This window comes from Paenibacillus dendrobii (genome assembly GCF_009807035.1).
Classification (GTDB): domain Bacteria; phylum Bacillota; class Bacilli; order Paenibacillales; family Paenibacillaceae; genus Paenibacillus_AQ; species Paenibacillus_AQ dendrobii.
Window position 1 is genome coordinate 86,743 of sequence record NZ_WUBI01000005.1, and the last position, 17,692, is coordinate 104,434.

The window sequence follows — 17,692 nt, forward strand, 5'->3', positions numbered from 1 at the left end:
TAGACGGTTGTTTTTTCAAGGCAGTGTACAGTATTTTCTTTATGTGGTTATTTACGTAAAGACGAGTATCTCTCGGGAAATCTATTTTTTGCCGCCTTTTTTTGAATTAGATCAGTTTAAAAGATTGCTCCAGCGTATCGCGGCTGTTAGGTCCGACAAATACCTGGAAGGTACCCGGATCACTGCCAAAGCTGAGATCGGAATGATAGTAACGAAGCTGTTCTTCCGTCAGCGTGAACGTGGCCGTGCCGCTTTCTCCTGGCGCAAGGCTAAGTTTCTCAAAGCCTTTCAGCTCGCGAAGCGGACGAACAACTTCACCCGTGACATCGCGGATGTACAACTGTACGGTCTCCACCCCTTCACGATCTCCTGTGTTCTTCACGCTGACCTGAACCGTGAGCGTCTGATCAGCCTTCATCTCTGAACTTGAAATCGTAAGGTCACTGTATTCAAAGGTCGTATAGGAAAGTCCGAATCCGAACGGAAGCAGCGGTTCATTCGGGCTGTCGATGTATTTGGAAACATAACGTTCCTCGGTTTTACGCGGATCCATCGGACGCCCCGTATTGAAATGGTTGTAGTATACCGGAACCTGACCGACCGATTGCGGGAAGGACATGGTCAACCGTGCGGAAGGGTTCACGCGGCCGATGAGAATATCTGCAATCGCTGCTCCGCCTTCGCTTCCCGGGAACCAAGCTTCAAGCACCGCATCCGCTTCTTCGAAAATGCCGTGCAAATCAAGTGGACGACCGTTAAAGATCACAGCGGCAATCGGTTTGCCCAAGGACTTCAGCTGTTTCACCAGTTCAATCTGTGCCTCTGGAAGACGAATATCCGTCCGTGAACCGCCCTCACCGCTCATGGCTGATTCTTCGCCAAGAGCCAATACGATGATGTCGGCACTGCGCGCTGTTTCAAGTGCGCCTTCAAGCTGTTCCGGCGTGATCGAATCGATACCGCAACCTTCGGCAATGCTGAGCTGTCCGCCTGACAAACGCTCCTTAAGCGAAGTTCCAAGCTGCACAGCATCTTCCTTGGCTCCGACACAGGACCACCAGCCCAGAATATCGTCGCTTTGCGCGAATGGACCGATGAGAGCAATATTGGCATCGGAATGAAGCGGCAGCAGGCCGTTATTTTTGAGCAGTACGCTGGATTTGGCAGCTAATTCATACGAAACGTTTCGATGTTCTTCGCAGAAAATGACTTCGCGTTCTCTTTCAGGGTCTGCCGCACGCAGCGGATTTTCGAAGAGACCGAGTTTATTTTTCAGATGCAGAATGCGCAATACAGCTTCATCGATCAGCGCTTCATCCACACGTCCGCTTTCGATCAACTGCGGGAGATGGTTCACATAGCAAGGCGTCATCATTTCGATGTCCACCCCAGCTCGAATCGCGCGGTAAGCCGCTTCACAATCATCTTCCGCCGCGCCATGCGCGATCATTTCACGGATGGAAGCCCAGTCCGATATCACGACACCGTCAAAATCCCACTCGTCTCGCAGAATGCCGCGCAAGAGTTTTTCGTTACCAGTCGCCGGAATGCCGTCCACCGTATTGAAGGAGGTCATGACCATTTCGCAGCCTTCATCGAGCGCTGCCCGATAAGCCGGCAGATATTGCTCGCGCAATTGACGTTCGGACATGTTCACCGTATTGTAGTCACGCCCGCCTTCCGGAGCGCCATATGCGGCAAAATGCTTCACGCATGCGGCAAGACGATCAGGATTATCCTTCAAATTGTCTCCCTGGTAACCTCGGACAAAAGCCCGTGCGAACAGACTGTTCAGATATGGGTCTTCTCCCGTCGTTTCCATCACTCTGCCCCAGCGCGGATCGCGCACCAGGTCTACCATCGGCGCAAACGTCACATGAATGCCGGATACGGCGGATTCCTTCGCGGCAATTTCCGCGCTCTTCTCGGCCAGTTCCGTATTCCAGGAGCAGCCAATCGCTAGCGGTATAGGGAAAATGGTTTTGAATCCATGCACCACATCCGCCATGAAGAGCAGCGGAATGCCGAGGCGGCTTTTGCTAAGATAGGATTGTTGTACATCTATAACGGCCTGCGCACCCGAAAGACCAAGCACGGAACCGCTGGCTGTTACCATCGGTTCGGTAATTCCCATTTCTTCCATCGGGCCCGTCACTTGTCCTTCGTTGTCCGTGCCTTCATGAAGATGGGCGGTAAGCTGCAGCAATTGGGCAATTTTTTCTTCTAGCGTCATTTGTTCTACAAGGTCTTGCAATTGCTTATTATCCATACAGTTCCCTCCACTGCCTGCTTAAGATTAATGAACTCATTTCTTCTGTAAGTGCTGCTAAGAGACTTTCAAGGCGAAAAAACCTTCATTATAGAAACATCAGAGGCACAAAAGATGACCTCTTCGATTCTTTCTCCTTTCTCAGGAGCTTGCACAAAGTCCATTGTCCTTACATGACTGGACAAGGAAAAAAGCTCTTGCCTCTAATCTTTGTGCAAATTCCTCATTCAGAAGATCATTTCAGATTCCCTTCCGCGCGGCCGGTTCGGAAAGTCCCCCCCAGGGATGACCTGTCCCGAACCCGCCTTTGGAAGAGAAGAACCCGGCGGCATTCAACATCCTGCACACCGGGTTCCCCTAGACTCGGACAGTGGCAATCGCCTCAGCCCGAGTCCATTGAAGCGGTATTTTTACTTGCCAAATTTGCTGTTCAATTCATCCAGAGCCGGTTGAACGAGGGATTGCTTGCTTTGCACCCATTTCTTCCAGTTCGCTTCCAGATCACCGCTTTGCAGAATCAGGTTGGCATACTCGTTTTGGTATTCGAACGATGCCTGGCTTTTTGCTTTGGAATCGTACAATTGAACATCCCAGTCATACGTAGCGAGTTTGCCGCCTTCTGTTCCAAGCTTCGCTTTTTCTTGGAAATGTTTTATTGCGGTTTCGCGATATTCTTTTTTGATCGCCGGATTGATCGTACTGAAATCGTCACCGAGAACATACAAACCTTCGAAACGTGCAGGGTATTTATCTTCGAGAGATGTTCCTTCAGGAAGCAGGCTTACCAGCTCTTTATTTTCGTCGTATTTCCAGTCTTTTCCTTCAAAGCCCATGTTCAGCAGCAATTGTCCTTCTTGGCTTGTCGAGTAGTCGATCAGATCCATGATCCGTTCGAATTTCTCTTTGCTGATGTTCGGCGAGAAAATGAGCGAAGACCAGAAGTTCGGCTGTTCCAAGTTACGGTATTTGCCGTCATCGCCTACGACAATAGCGGTATGAACGAGGTCATCGCTGTTTACCCCGAGGTTTTTCTTCATGTTCTTGTCCATGTCTTGTCTGTATGATGCCAGGCCGCCGAGAGAAGTAATTCCGGCTACGCCTTTGACTCTGAAGTTGTCGCTGCCTTCGTTATTTTTCCAGGTGTAGAACTCAGGATTCAAAAGTCCCTCTTTGTATGCTTTTTGCATCAATTTCAATCCGGTAAGCGTCTCAGGATCGGCTGGTCCCCAATGGAATTTGCCGTCTTCACCCTTGTAGAACGCGGATTCCACACGGGAGTGCTCGCTGTTCGCCATGATGATGTTCGTCAGAGCATCATCTGCGTTATAAGAAATCGGAACAAGTTTCGAACCAAGTTTGCCTGGATCTTTTTCTTTGATCAGTTCGGCATATTTCATCAATTCGCTTGTGGTGTACTCGTCTTTGAGCTCAAATCCTACCGCTTTCGCCCAGTCTTTGCGCAGCGCGATAACGCCGATTTGGTTCACGAGCGGATCAGCCGGTTTGTTTTGGTAGTACACTGGTTTCGGCAAGATGTACGTGCCGCCTGTCAGTTCTTCCAGCTTGTCGCCAAGACCGGTCAACTTGTAGGCTGCGGCGATGTTCGGCCAGCGTTCTTTCCAATCATCCGGGAATTTATACAAAAGTCCTTGATCTACGTAGTTCATGAAATCGCCATGTACATAGTTCCAGCTCGCTACGTCAGGCAGATCGCCGGAGTTGACCCAGAGGCGAAGTTTTTCTGCCCAGGAATCCCATTGAATATAGTTGTAATCCCATTCGATATTGAATTTGTCCATCCAGAACTTGTGGAACTCGTTGTCAAGCACACCGTCTTTCACTTCAGTCGTTTGCGCGACGGAGATTTTGAGTTTGTCCTTGTAGTTTCCGTCTGCATCCTTCTCGTTGCCGCCTGATGCGCTTTCTTTCGAGCATGCAGTCACCGTCAGCATCACCGCAGACAATGCCACGGCCAAGAGAGGTTTAAGCATCTTTCTTTTGGTTTTCATGTTTTACCCCCATGTTGATCAGATTTTTTGGTAAAAATCTATTACATAAATTGAACTAAAGAAAGAAGGAAAGACTTCTCCTGAAGAATAGTGAAATCAAGGAGAAGCAAGTTAAAACTTCAGTTCATTTTATATCGAGAATTAGGTCTTGATCGCCCCTGTTAACACCCCTTTAGCGAAGTGCTTTTGCAGCAGCGGGAAGAAGCACATGATTGGCAGCATCGAAACGAAGACCGACGCCATTTTCATTCCCGTGGAGAAGCCTTGCTTGCCTATGGAATCCACGCTTGCCGCGTTGGAAACATTGGTGGTTGACTCGACAATGATCGTCCTCAATACATTTTGCAGCGGCAGCATCTCCGCCTTTCGGAGGAAGATCATGGCATCATACCATCCATTCCAGAAGGCAACGCCGTAGAACAACGTAATCGTGGCCATAATCGGTGCAGCCAGCGGCAGAACGATCGAGAAGAGAATTTTCCATTCCCCTGCTCCGTCTAACCTTGCGGATTCCATGAGGGATTCCGGCAAGCCTTGGAAGTAGTTCATCATCAAGATCATATTAAAAGCACTGAAGCTGCCTACCAAAATGACGGACCACAGGGTGCCGGTCAGATGCAGCGACTTCATCACCAGGTACAGCGGTACGATACCACCGTTGAATATCATGGTGAACAGGACCAGGAAAAAGATGAACTTCTTACCCGGGAATTTGTTGCGGCTCAGGCCGTAAGCCATGGTGCTCGTTAAGAACAAGCTGAGCGGCAGCCCCACAACCAGGATTTTTATCGTGTTCCAGAAGCCTGTCAGAATTCTTCCATCCGCAAATAATGCCTTGTACGCATCAAGCGTCGGATGTTTCGGGAACAGCATCATCGGATTATCTGCATATTCCTTTTGCGACGAGAATGAAATCATAATAACGTTCCAGAACGGAATCAGAATCATTAGGGATAATACAATCAGCGCAATCAGCAGGATGTAATCCAGAAGAGTCATTTTGCCTATGCGGTATTTATGCTGTTTTTTTGCAGCTGTGGTACTCATCAATTAACACTCCTTTCCTATCGGAATAATCCGTCTCCACCCATCATCTTCGCGATCCGGTCAGCAGCCAGCAGCAGTACCATATTCACGAGCGAGCGGAACAAGCTGACAGCCGTCGAGAACGAAAAGTCCGTCGAAGATTGGAACGTAATCCGGTAAATGTACACATCAAGCACTTGAGATACATTCTGTGTAGCCGCATTCGCCAAGTTGAAAATTTGGTCGAAGCCGGCGGACATCAGACCGCCTACGTTCAAGATGAACATCACGGTTACGGTAGGAAGAATGTTAGGCAGCGTCACTTTGAAGATTTGCTGCATGCGCGATGCGCCGTCAATCTGCGCCGATTCATATTGATCCTGATCGATCCCGGAAATGGCGGCCAAGAAGATGATGGCTCCCCACCCGGTTGATTTCCAGATATCCGTTAGAATCAGCATCGGGAGAAACATTTTTTCCGAACCCAAGAAGTTAATGGTCGGAAGTCCGATCATCGACAGTGTGCTGTTGAGCAATCCGTCGTAGGAAAGTACGTTGATAACAATCCCGGAAACAATAATCCAGGACAAGAATTGCGGGAACGTAAACACGGTTTGGAACCATTTTTTCGTCCGTCCCATCCGCAGCTCGTTCAGCATCAATGCCAGCAGGATCGGGAACGGGAACGTAATGACGAGTTTAATAATATTGACGTATAGCGTTCTCCACACGGCTTGCGCAAAGGTCGGATCCCGGAAAACATATTTGAAATTCTCGAATCCAACCCAAGGACTACCCCAGATTCCATCGTTGGCTCGGTAGTGCTTGAATGCCAGGGACAAACCGCCCATCGGCAAATAAGCGAAAAGTATTAACCAGATCAATCCTGGAATGAGCAGCGTGTAAGTCATCCGGTGCTTCCAAATCTCCTTGAACCAGGGTGTGGATTTCGGACGCCCTTTTAAACTTTTGTCAGGCCCTAAGGCTGCGGGTTTCAATTTGCATCGCCTCACTTTTACTTAGTTCTTTTCGTTAAACAAGAAGTCAAATGCTGTCTTCAAATGCTCCTCCCAGAAAAGCCAATCATGCGATCCAGGGCCTTCCACATACTTGAAGTCGAATGGCGTCTTCTGCATGTATTCGGCAAACTCACGGTTCATCCCGATGAATGGATCTTCGGTGCCGCAGCAGTTGAGTATCAGAGGCAGCGCGCCGCCTTCTTCGATTCGTTTTGCAGCCAGAGCGTACAAATCCTGATCCGGCTTCACCTCAAGGCTTGTCCCGAATACCGCCTGCATCTCCTTATCCATCCCCGGCTCCATGTTCGGATCACGAAGACGCTGCTGGATATCCGTGACACCGGAGAGCGACACGGCTTTTGCATAACGGTCCGGATAAGTAAGAGCGGCTTTCAATGCGCCGTATCCCCCCATGGACAAACCAGCGACAAAAGTCTGCTTGGGATCGTCGTTCAGCCGGAACAGCCGCCCGCAAAGATCTGGAAGCTCCTGTGTTACGTAGTAAAAGTAATCGAGACCGTACTCCATGTCCGTGTAATAACTGCGGTTCACTTCCGGCATGATCACCGTGCATCCGTACTTGGCGGCGTACTGCTCAACGGTCGTTAAGCGATGCCATGTACTCGCATTGTCACCCGCACCATGGAGCAGATAAAGCGTACTGCTTGTTGGTACACCGGTATCAACAGGGGAGATCACATGTATACTGGTTGTCATTCGTAAAGTAGGCGATCCTGTGTCTATTGTGATATGCGCCATATGTAACCCCTTTCATCTAATCCAGTTTACAACCTTCTCCGGAGTCTCGATGGTATGTATATACCATCCCGACATGTCATTGAAACGAAACGTTTCTTCTTTTTCCAAGAAAAGAGATAATTTCGCTTTAAATCGGCCATATAGCTTGCACCACGTGGCCTTTCAGCCTATAGAAAACATAACTTGATATAAAGTTTGTTACACCAATTGCCTAATTGAAAGCGATTCATTCGAATCGTTTCGATAACATCATAATCCTCATGACAATCCGTGTCAACTATCATTTAATAAAACCACATCACTGCGGATAGATTGTTCACTTTTTCGCTAAAAATAACCCTTTTTTTGTTAGTAATGCAATTTGTAAGCGGTATTCATTGCCAAATTGACATGCAGATCGAATTATACTAAATTCTAAATTAGAAGAATATCATGGAAACGTTTCTATACTATAGAAAGAAAGAAGGCCTGTCTTCGATGACCAAATCATTAACCGGGTTTGTCCACCGTATTTCCGAACAGGGATTAAACGTTCTATCCGCACGTGTGCTGCAAAATGGAACCGTATTAGCGCAATGGGATCTGACCCGCGACGAGCGCAGGCTCCAGCATTCGGTCAGCAAATCCTTCACCTGTATGGCGGTAGGCTTGGCCATTGCCGAGAACAAGCTGTCTTTGGAAACCAAGCTCAAGGACTTCTTTCCGCAATATGCCCAGGAAACCGATGATCCTGCCCTTCGTCCCGGGGAGCTTACGCTGTACAACCTGCTGCGGATGTCTTCGGGACATGATGCGCCTCCGCTGTGGGCCGATGAAAGAGCTTCTCTACAGGAGAAAGATTGGGTCAAATATTACATGTCGCTGCCTTTGGACCGGATTCCGGGGGAGACATTTACTTACAGCAGCGGCGATACTTTTGTCATCTCCGCATTGGTGCAAGCCGCGGTCGGTCAGACCGTGAGGGACTACTTGACTCCACGTTTGTTCGAGCCGCTTGGCATACATGACGTGACCTGGGAGACATCTCCGCTTGGCGTGACGCTGGGTTGCGCGGGACTTTCCATCAGCAATGAGGAGCTGAGCCGTTTCGGCCAGATGCTTTTGCAAAAAGGATCTTGGCAAGGCCAGCAGCTGGTACCCGCAGATTGGATTGATTTTGTGACCCGGAAGCATATCGATAATCAAGGCAGTGCGGATTGGAGCCAAGGTTATGGCTGCCAGTTCTGGATGTGTACGCATGAGGCCTATCGTGCGGATGGTGCGCATGGACAGCTGTGCGTCGTAATTCCCGGCAAAAATGCCGTTATCGCCGTTAACAGCGAGGAAGATGACATTCAGGGGATTCTCGATGCGGTGTGGGCGGAGATATTGCCTTTGCTTTAGAGAGTTCCCTTTTGAGAGTAAACGCTCCGCATGCGAATCATCCCTCCAATCGCTGTTGTCCCCGGATTTATTTCATTATTATTTTTTATTGTTAAAATCCGGGGACAAAGGCGACCGCTTCGCTTTTTCGAGATTGATTCGCCTGCTATGCTGCTTCGAAGTAAGACACCCTTCAAAGAAAATCTGGATGTTCACATCGACTTATATCCATCTTTATATCAAAAAAGCCACTCCTCGGAGTGGCTTTTAATTTTGTTGCATACCTTCGAACCAGCGGAGCGGACGAATCAATTCCGAAGAAGCGTTAGCGGTCGCCTTTGTCCCCGAAATTAAACCTATTCCATACAAGTTCATAATGATTTTGGGGACAACAGCGATCGGAGGAATGATTCGTTTGCGGAGCGTCCATCTAGAAAAAAAGGTTGCTCCCCCCTCCGAGCATTTAAAAAAGCCACTCGCAATGAGTGGCTTTTAATACGTCCCAGGAGGGATACAGCCCTTTCGGGCTGACTGCGATGCGAATGCTAACGTAGCTTATGCTCCGACGAACCCTGAGGGGTTCTCATCCCTCCATAAATCAAAAAAGCCACTCGCAATGAGTGGCTTTTAGTACGTCCCAGGAGGGATTCGAACCCCCGACCGACGGCTTAGAAGGCCGTTGCTCTATCCAGCTGAGCTACTGGGACTTAGTATGTAGGTGCATTCATTTTTTAAAAATGATGCGTTTATTATTATAACTCATAATTCCAAAAATTCAAAGGGAAATTTACAAATTGAATCATCGGCAGAGACGCAGGGTAATATGATAACACCATACATCATTGTAAAGGAGCATGTTCTATGCGTCAATTATTATCGTCTTTGTCCTATTTCAGCATATTTTTCGCGCCTTTCATTTTTCCGGTGATTGTCTGGATCGCTTCCAGAGACTCGTATGTTGCGATGCATTCAAAACGGGCGCTGATTTCGCATATCGTACCTTTCGCCGCTGCGGTTCCCCTGTTTGTACTCACTTTCGGAGCAGATAATCCGGGATCGGTATTCGGTTATGTTATTTTGTTTGTGATTATCTATTTCGGTACCTTCATCTACAATATCGTCAAAGGTATTCAAGTGCTCCGTGAGTATGCCTAGCTCCATAAAAAATAAATTCCTTCCATTATATGTAATGAAAACCTCCGAATGCGGAGGTTTTTCACTTTAGGGGTTACTTATTGCCAAAACGTCTCGGGCTTTGCGGAACAGCCATATTTCTGTCGTTTTTGCTCAGGACTTCTTCAGCAAATTCAGTCTGGTGGGCATACTTGTTGCCTTTCGTCTTTTTGTACGTGAACGCCACTTTCGCTCACCCCCCTGATCTATAGTATGGGATGCATCAAGGACGCTTATGAGCCGTAATTTTTGGCTGAACATACAGGCTCAAGCAGAATGTAGGACAGCTTAGACAACGGCAAAGCCGCATGACAGTATCCCTCTTCTTATGACAAGTCGCTGAAGATAGCTTCGCTTTCGGACAGACATCATATGCCCATCTTCGGCATATAACTGTATCACTTTGACAAATGAAATTTGGCAAAATCCTGACAAGGGAATGATAACGGGTGGACAAACGACAAAGAAAGGATGAGCCGTCATGTGCGGAATAACCGGTTTTGTTCAGTGGAGCAGCGATTTGACGCAGAGTTCGCAAACGCTCGTAAAAATGACGGAAACCTTGACCCCAAGGGGGCCGGATGCATACGGAACCTGGATCTCGGGTCCCTGTGCTTTCGGACATCGGAGGCTTAGCGTCATCGATCCGGAAAACGGGGCGCAGCCCATGCTTGTATACGATGATGAGGATTTATACACCATAGTATATAACGGGGAATTGTATAATGCGGCAGAGCTCAAACGCGAACTGCTGAAAAGAGGACATCACTTCCGGACGAATTGTGATACGGAAGTTCTTCTGGTTTCCTATATCGAGTGGGGACCTGACTGCGTCGATAAATTTAACGGTATTTTCGCCTTTGCCATCTGGGACAGCGTACGCGAGCAGGTATTTATGGCACGTGACCGGCTTGGTGTGAAGCCCTTCTTTTACAGTCTGATCGGGGGCACACTTATCTTCGGCTCCGAACCTAAGGCGCTGCTGCAGCATCCGAAGGTTGAACCGGTTGTCGGTGCGGAAGGCCTGGCGGAAGTATTCATGATCGGACCGGCAAGAACCCCGGGGCAAGGGGTTTACCGGGATATCAAGGAGCTGCGTGCCGGCAATGCGATGATTTTCAGCCGCAAAGGCTTGAAATCCTATGCCTACTGGAAGCTCGATAGCCACCAGCATGAAGATGACACGGAGGCAACCGCGGCGCGGCTGCGTGAGCTGCTTCAGGATACGCTCGAGCGTCAGCTCGTTTCAGACGTTCCGGTTTGTACCCTGCTTTCCGGCGGACTGGATTCGAGTGCATTAACGGCTCTTGCGGTGCAATACTATAACCAGACCGGTCAGGGACAGATGGACACTTATTCGGTCGATTATGTCGGCAACGACAAACATTTCAAATCACATAGTTTTCAGCCTGGAGCCGACGCGCCATGGATCAAACGGATGGTTGAGGAACTGGGGACGAATCATCACTATATTGAGTTTGACACGCCCGAACTGATTGAATCGCTGAACAACTCCACTCTGACGCGTGATCTGCCCGGAATGGCCGATGTGGACGGATCTCTTTATCTCTTTTGCCGGGAAATCAAGAAAGGTGCCACCGTTGCCGTATCCGGGGAAGCTGCGGATGAAATTTTCGGCGGCTATCCATGGTTTCACAGGGAAGAAATGCTGAATTCTGGGACCTTCCCCTGGGCGGTAGCCTCCGAAATGCGTGCAAGCCTTCTCTCTCCCGAAATTCGGGAATGGACGCGGCCGCTCGATTATCTGGGTGACCGATATGCCGAAGCCGTGCGGGAAGTGCCAAAACTTCGCGGTGAGAACGGCCAGCAGGCTCAAATGCGTGTCATGTCCTATCTGAATATCACCCGCTTCATGCCAACGCTGCTGGATCGCAAAGACCGCATGAGCATGGGTGTCGGTCTAGAAGTCCGTGTTCCTTATTGTGACCACCGTCTGGTGCAGTATGTATGGAATATCCCTTGGGAAATGAAAATGACAGGCGGCCGTGAAAAAGGCATTCTGCGCAAAGCCCTGGAAGGGGTACTGCCGGAAGATGTGCTATACCGTAAAAAAAGCCCTTATCCTAAAACGCATAACCCTGATTTTCTGTCAGCCGTAAAAAAACAAATGCTGGATATTCTTGATGATTCATCCTCGCCGATTCTTCCGCTCATCAACCAGGAAAAAATACGCGAGATCGCAGCCTCTCCTGAAGCCTCCTCCAATCTGCCCTGGTTCGGCCAACTGATGTCGGGACCGCAGCTGTTTGCGTATCTGGCCCAGGTCAATAACTGGTTGAAAACGTACCATATATCCATCAAATGATTGGCCGCAAAAAGCCTTCGGCACGAAAAAGCCCATTCTGGAAGGAATGGGCTTCATCTATCTTATTACAATGCATTTTCGGGATAAAAGGTAAACTGGAATCGCCTTACCCGATAACCCCTTTGGACAAGATCACATTTCCGTATAACGCCTTCTCCCCGGTCGCAATGACCGCGTATGCTTTTTTCGCGCGCTCATAAAATTCAGAGCGCTCGATTTCCGCGAAATCTATGCCTTCTTCCACCTTATCCACCAGGCCACGATATACGTCCCATACCGGTGTTTCCACCGGATCTCCAGGTACGACCTGCATCAGCATTACCGGGTGCGTTACGTAGTGGTTCAGCGGGAACAGTTCAAGCACCGCCTCCAGCAGCTCGGGAATTCCATGGCCATCAGCCCGGACCAAGCGCTGCGCCATCGATACGGCCGGAAAATTTGCATCGCCAAACACAATTTCATCCCCATGTCCCATCTCGGCTAGAATCTTCAGCAGCTCCGGCGACAGCAAAGGGGAAATACCTTTCAGCATCTTGAAACCTCCTTTAAGCGTTTACATGGTATCATCTACTTATTACGACACCGGCTGATGCAATCCTGCTCAAGCACGCCAAAAAACATACGCCCCGTTTATCATCGCTTCTTTAGAATGTTTTGTATTGCTGACGGTATTTTAACGGAGACAGGCCCGTAAACTCCTTGAAAATACGGCCGAAATGGGTCAGGCTTTCAAATCCGACCGTATCGGCAATGTTCGCGACCTTGTCGCTGCCGCCGGTTAGAAGCACTTTTGCCTCCTTGATACGTACATTGTTCAAATATTCGGTAAAAGTAAAGCCCGTGCTCTTCCGAAACGTTTTGCAAAAATGCGAAGGACTAATATAAAACCGGCTGGAAATCTGCTCAATCGTCAGCTTTTCATCATAATGACGATTGACGTAGTCGACAATTTCAAAAGTCTTTTTGTGAATCGAGTTCACCGCGGTTTGATCCGCCGCAGGACTTGCAGACATTTTGCGGTGGATGAACAACAGGAGCTGGAACAGGAGCGTCTTGAGATTAGGCTCGTACCCCTCAGGCATTTTCGTGAATTCATGAATCATTTGATCCAACAACCTCTCCACGAAGCTCATCTCCTGGCCCGACAACTTCACGAATGGGCGACCACGGCTGAAGCTCGACATCACATCGACAGTTAGGCCGCACGGAAACAAATCGTCCAGGAAATCCTTCTTGAACTCAAGAGTAACCCGTTCAAAGGAAGCACCGCTGGAATTGACCAGTTTATGGATCTCGTTCATATCTATGATCAGCAGCGCACCGCTAACCGCCTGATAAGCCTTATCATCGATAAAATAGCAAATATCCCCCGAAACCAGATAAAAAATCTCATATCCGTTGTGATAATGGTGTGCCGGCATACTAGACTGAAATTTCCGTTCACGGTCGATGTAAAACGTGGAGGCTTCATAGAAATTCGTCTCCATCCCATTCCCGCTCCTTCATCATCCGATTCATAAATTGAAGACAAGATATGTAGAAAAAAACCAAAAATCAAGCTTATATGTAATGTTAGTGATCTTATCATGCGGTATAGTGGGTGGCAAGATGAAAAAAGAATGAAAATTTGGAGGATCTTTGATGACATTTGACTTACATACGCATCATAACCGGTGCGGACACGCCCACGGTTCGATTCGCGATTATATTACGGCTGCCGTGGAAAAGGGTATGTCGTATATCGGCATATCGGACCATACGCCCTTCTTTGCCGAGACGGATGACCGGCCATCGCCCGAAGCCAGTATGGCGAAAAGCGAGTTTCCTGCATATATCCAGGAGGTTCTATCCCTAAAACAAGAATTTGCCGGGCAAATTGAGGTTCTTCTCGGCGTCGAAGCTGATTTTCTGCCGGACAGCCTGGATCTGTATCGCAATATCCTAGGCTCTTACCCACTCGATTACATCATTGGATCCGTACATGATTTTGAGGGCGTGAGCCTCTATGACACCGGCTATTGGGAGCGTCTGTCGCCTCAAGGCAGGCTCGAACTCAAGGAAAGCTATTACAGCTATATTGAACAATCCGCAAAATCCGGAATTTATGATATTTTAGGACATGTCGATGCGCTGAACCGATATTTTCCGGGTTACTCCGTGCTGCGCACGGAGATGGCTGAACATACGCTGCGCACCATCGCAGCACATGATATCGTAATTGAGATCAATTCCTCTGACGAGCTTTGGGTTCCCGACACCTGGCTGCTGGAGCGTGCACTTCATTATGGAGTCAAGGTTACTTTTGGCTCAGATGCGCATGAGCCGGCCCGCGTCGGCGAATATTTCGAGGCAATCCGAAAGCATCTGCTAGATATCGGATTCCGGGAATGGGCTATATTCAAGAACCGTGAACGGATCATGCTGCCTCTGGAGAGGTAAGGGCTCGGATCGTACTCGCAATCTGAAAATGCTGCAATCATTCCGGCATTCTCCTTCTGATGATTCCAACCGTTAAGCGGCATCACCAAAGCGTAAAACCGCGTATAAAAAAATGATCAGATAACTAGAAAACCCCCGGCGAGCGAAATGCTTGCCGGGGGTTCCTCTTTATTTCTCCAATGTTTCTATTAAACCAAAAATTCTATAAATCAAGACCTTCCGCTTGAATCCAGAATTCGAAGCTCATATCCCGATCAGACGGAATGCGGTATTCTTCATGCACTGGCGCTCCCCAGCTATCATCCCCGCCGACACCCATCTGGCGACCGGCCACGGTGACAACCGTGTAATGGACCGGAGGAAGCTCGAACCGATGCCGCGCATGTTCCAGCTCGAATGCGGTGTACGGCGAAATGCGGCATTCCACGGGCTGTCTCGCCGAGGCCTTAATGGTCAACCCGGCTCCGCCGCCGTCCAGAATACGGACGCTCCGCACTCCTGTGCGGTTTCCGGACTCCTGCGGTACGAGATATCCTGCATCGCTGTCTTTGACTTCGGTCTCGAACAGGCCCAGCCTCGCTCCCGAGCAGCGATCGATATAGTTCTCTTCCGGTCCCATGGCGAGCCATTCCAGCTTGTTATAGCGTGCAGGAAGCTTGAAACTGAGCGCATAAATCGGCATGTCGGGCAGTCCGGCTGCTCCCTTATACTCGGATTTTACGCGTATACCTCCATCCGGGTATACCGTATATTCTACCGCTGCTCCCGCTTCGGCATGAATACTCAGCTTGTAATCGAAACGGACGGTCACGCCTCCGCCTTCTTCAAGAAGCTGGACTTCCGTACATTTCGGGGCCAAGCTTGCCGCATACCACCCGGCCGCATGGAAATCCATCGCCGTTCCGCGGTCGTTGTCCGTGCTGGCCCGCCAGAATAGCGGCTGCGGCGGAAGGGAGATCATCTCCTGTCCCGCATAATTCAGGGATACCAGCGTTCCGATCTGCTTCGAGAACATGACCGAGAAATTCCGGCCGTGAACGCCGATGTTCACATCGCCGCGGACCACTTCAAGCTCGTGGCGGTTCGAAGCCGCTGCCTCAACCGCATCCTGGCTCCCGATCATAAACACATATTGACCGAAAGCGGCCTCATGACCCGCTTCCGCCCAGAGCGTACGCTCCTTTAGCTTCAGGGAAGCATGGATGCAATACTCTCCCGGTAGTTCCTCCCCCTGTCCTGCTAGCTCAATCGGCAGCGTTTGGCTGCTTAGCGGTGCAATGTTCACCTGTACCTCGGTCCGCCTGATCTCTTCCCCTTCGCGGTACAATACGATCTCCAAAACATGGCTTGACGTATCCGCAAACAGTTGATCGTTAATGATCGTAAGGTTGTCCTTATCTGGAATCAGCTTGATGTTCTGGTACAGGAACTTGACCTCCTGCATCTTCGGCGACCATTTGCGGTCCGCGTAGACGATGCCGTTGCCGCAGAAATTGTAATCCGTCGCCCGGTCATTAAAGTCTCCGCCGTAGGCGAGGTAGGGCTGGCCGTAGCTGTCTTCCTTCAGCAGCGCCTGGTCGATGTAGTCCCAGATGAATCCGCCCTGATACATCGGATACTTGGATTCCAGTTCCGTATATTTGTGCATACCGCCCAATGAATTGCCCATTGCATGCATATACTCGCAGGTAATATAAGGCTTTTCCGGATTACTGTTCAGGTAGGCTTCAACATCCGCAGGCTTAGCGTACATCCGGCTCTCCATGTCGCTCGTGTCGTTGAATCTGCGGTCGTTAAAAACGCCTTCATAATGCACGAGCCGGCTTGGATCGGCCTTGCGGAAAAATTCCGATACTTGATAGATGACTTCGCCGCCAAAAGATTCATTGCCGCAGGACCAGATCAGGATCGAGGGATGATTCTTGTCGCGCTCCAGCATGGATACGGCACGGTCCATAACGATATCTTTCCACTCCGGACGGTCCCCGGGTACGACCCAGGATGGCTCGATGGCGCCCATCTTCTGCCAGGAGCCGTGGCTTTCCAGATTCATTTCGTCAATGACGTATATGCCATACTGGTCGCAAAGTTCATACCACAAGGTCTGATTCGGATAATGGGAGGTCCGGACCGCATTGATATTGTTTTGTTTCAACGTACGGATATCGAATAGCATGTCTTCCTTCGTCAGCACGCGTCCTCGTTGGAAGTTCCATTCATGACGGTTGACGCCCTTGAAGACCAATCGCTTGCCGTTCAGGTGCATAATGCGGTCGATCATTTCGAATTTACGGAAGCCAATCTGCTGCGGCACGACCTCGGCAAGTCCGTCCGAGCTGTCATACAGATAGATCAGCAGCGTATACAGCGCAGGAATCTCGGCGCTCCACAGCCGGGTATCCTGAACCGGCAGCGCAAGCGACAAGCGAAGTTCTTCCCCGCTGTCTGCCGCAGGATTCAATCGCGTTCGTCCTGCTTCTGTTCCGTCCGGATCGATCAAGACCGCCTCGGCATATCCGAATTCTTCTCCCTGCACCCGTACGTCCGCTCGCAGAACGCCATGCTTATACTCCGCGTCGAGATCCGTTCTGACAAAGAGATCGCGCACATGCAGCTTCGGCGCGGTATACAGATATACGTCACGGAAAATACCGGAGAAGCGCCAGAAATCCTGATCCTCGATCCAGCTTCCCGTGCTGCGCTGATAGACCTCAACCGCCAGTTTGTTCATCCCCTTCTGCATGAAGGGAGTCAAATCAAACTCCGACGGCGTAAAACTGTCCTCGCTATAGCCGACGAACTGTCCGTTCAGCCATACATAAAAAGCCGACTCCACGCCCTGAAACGAAATATAAACGGGCTGGTCATGAAAACGCGCCGGAAGCTCGAACTCCTTCACGTAGCTGCCTACCGGATTCGTCTTTTGCGGCAGCTGCGGCGGACGCAGCTCCTCATGCCCATCCCAAGGGTACATCGTATTGACGTACTGCGGCCGGCCATAGCTCTGCAGCTGGATATGACCCGGCACTTGGATGAAATCCCATCCGGCACAACTGCGCTCCGGCAAGTAAAAATCGGCAGGACGGCTATCCGGGTGGTTCGAATATGCGAATTTCCATGTTCCGTTCAGCGAATGCCTAAGATTCATATCCCCTAGCTCGCGTGCTTCACTTTCTGTCCGGTAATATCGGTGATCCGAATGCGCCGGCAGGCGGTTTACCGCAAAAACGCCGACATCGCTGAGCCAACCCTGGCTCGGCTGTTTGGTGTTCATCTCTGGTCGCTCCCTTCGGCAAACAAACTTCTGTCT

General features: G+C 49.7%; 13 protein-coding genes and 1 tRNA gene. 4 read left to right on the forward strand and 10 right to left on the reverse strand.

What is annotated here, in order from left to right; all coding sequences use genetic code 11:
- Positions 1–106: 106 nt before the first annotated feature.
- The 5 genes from bglX to GRF59_RS24595 form a co-directional block, all read right to left on the reverse strand.
- Positions 107–2,269, reverse strand: a complete 2,163-nt coding sequence (gene bglX, locus GRF59_RS24575; protein ID WP_160500378.1) for a beta-glucosidase BglX — start codon at positions 2,267–2,269, stop codon at positions 107–109.
- 410 nt (positions 2,270–2,679) lie between these two features.
- Positions 2,680–4,278 (reverse strand): type 2 periplasmic-binding domain-containing protein, encoded by a 1,599-nt coding sequence (locus tag GRF59_RS24580; RefSeq protein ID WP_160500379.1) that lies wholly within the window; start codon positions 4,276–4,278, stop codon positions 2,680–2,682.
- Between the two features lie 141 nt (positions 4,279–4,419).
- Positions 4,420–5,325 (reverse strand): carbohydrate ABC transporter permease, encoded by a 906-nt coding sequence (locus GRF59_RS24585; RefSeq protein WP_160500380.1) that lies wholly within the window; start codon positions 5,323–5,325, stop codon positions 4,420–4,422.
- A gap of 17 nt (positions 5,326–5,342) precedes the next feature.
- Positions 5,343–6,302, reverse strand: coding sequence for an ABC transporter permease subunit (locus GRF59_RS24590; protein ID WP_160500381.1), 960 nt, complete (start codon positions 6,300–6,302; stop codon positions 5,343–5,345).
- 21 nt (positions 6,303–6,323) lie between these two features.
- Complete coding sequence (locus GRF59_RS24595; RefSeq protein WP_237392032.1) at positions 6,324–7,040, reverse strand: alpha/beta hydrolase; 717 nt, start codon at positions 7,038–7,040, stop codon at positions 6,324–6,326.
- A 474-nt stretch (positions 7,041–7,514) separates the two neighbouring features.
- On the opposite strand from GRF59_RS24595, the gene GRF59_RS24600 reads away from it, so the two are divergent.
- Positions 7,515–8,465 (forward strand): serine hydrolase domain-containing protein, encoded by a 951-nt coding sequence (locus GRF59_RS24600; protein WP_237392033.1) that lies wholly within the window; start codon positions 7,515–7,517, stop codon positions 8,463–8,465.
- Between the two features lie 612 nt (positions 8,466–9,077).
- Here GRF59_RS24600 and GRF59_RS24605 read toward each other — a convergent pair.
- Positions 9,078–9,151: transfer RNA gene (locus GRF59_RS24605), tRNA-Arg, on the reverse strand.
- Between the two features lie 154 nt (positions 9,152–9,305).
- Between GRF59_RS24605 and GRF59_RS24610 the strand changes: the two genes are divergently transcribed.
- Entirely contained in the window at positions 9,306–9,599 is a 294-nt protein-coding gene (locus GRF59_RS24610; RefSeq protein ID WP_160500383.1) for a magnetosome magnetite crystal formation protein family, read from the forward strand.
- A gap of 73 nt (positions 9,600–9,672) precedes the next feature.
- Here the strand turns inward: GRF59_RS24610 and GRF59_RS30060 are convergent, their stop codons facing one another.
- Positions 9,673–9,804 carry a hypothetical protein gene (locus GRF59_RS30060; protein WP_272915022.1) on the reverse strand — a complete coding sequence of 44 codons (132 nt, stop codon included), beginning with the start codon at positions 9,802–9,804 and terminating at the stop codon, positions 9,673–9,675.
- Between the two features lie 294 nt (positions 9,805–10,098).
- Between GRF59_RS30060 and asnB the strand changes: the two genes are divergently transcribed.
- Positions 10,099–11,943 carry an asparagine synthase (glutamine-hydrolyzing) gene (gene asnB / locus GRF59_RS24615; RefSeq protein ID WP_160500384.1) on the forward strand — a complete coding sequence of 615 codons (1,845 nt, stop codon included), beginning with the start codon at positions 10,099–10,101 and terminating at the stop codon, positions 11,941–11,943.
- A gap of 106 nt (positions 11,944–12,049) precedes the next feature.
- Here the strand turns inward: asnB and fucU are convergent, their stop codons facing one another.
- Together fucU and GRF59_RS24625 are read right to left on the reverse strand one after the other, a co-directional pair.
- Complete coding sequence (gene fucU / locus GRF59_RS24620) at positions 12,050–12,475, reverse strand: L-fucose mutarotase (protein ID WP_160500385.1); 426 nt, start codon at positions 12,473–12,475, stop codon at positions 12,050–12,052.
- A gap of 112 nt (positions 12,476–12,587) precedes the next feature.
- Positions 12,588–13,430 (reverse strand): AraC family transcriptional regulator, encoded by an 843-nt coding sequence (locus GRF59_RS24625; protein WP_160500386.1) that lies wholly within the window; start codon positions 13,428–13,430, stop codon positions 12,588–12,590.
- A gap of 154 nt (positions 13,431–13,584) precedes the next feature.
- Here GRF59_RS24625 and GRF59_RS24630 point away from each other — a divergent pair, with 154 nt between their 5' ends.
- Positions 13,585–14,382 carry a histidinol-phosphatase gene (locus GRF59_RS24630; RefSeq protein ID WP_160500387.1) on the forward strand — a complete coding sequence of 266 codons (798 nt, stop codon included), beginning with the start codon at positions 13,585–13,587 and terminating at the stop codon, positions 14,380–14,382.
- A gap of 202 nt (positions 14,383–14,584) precedes the next feature.
- Here the strand turns inward: GRF59_RS24630 and lacZ are convergent, their stop codons facing one another.
- Complete coding sequence (lacZ, locus tag GRF59_RS24635; protein ID WP_160500388.1) at positions 14,585–17,656, reverse strand: beta-galactosidase, LacZ type; 3,072 nt, start codon at positions 17,654–17,656, stop codon at positions 14,585–14,587.
- Positions 17,657–17,692 lie beyond the last annotated feature (36 nt).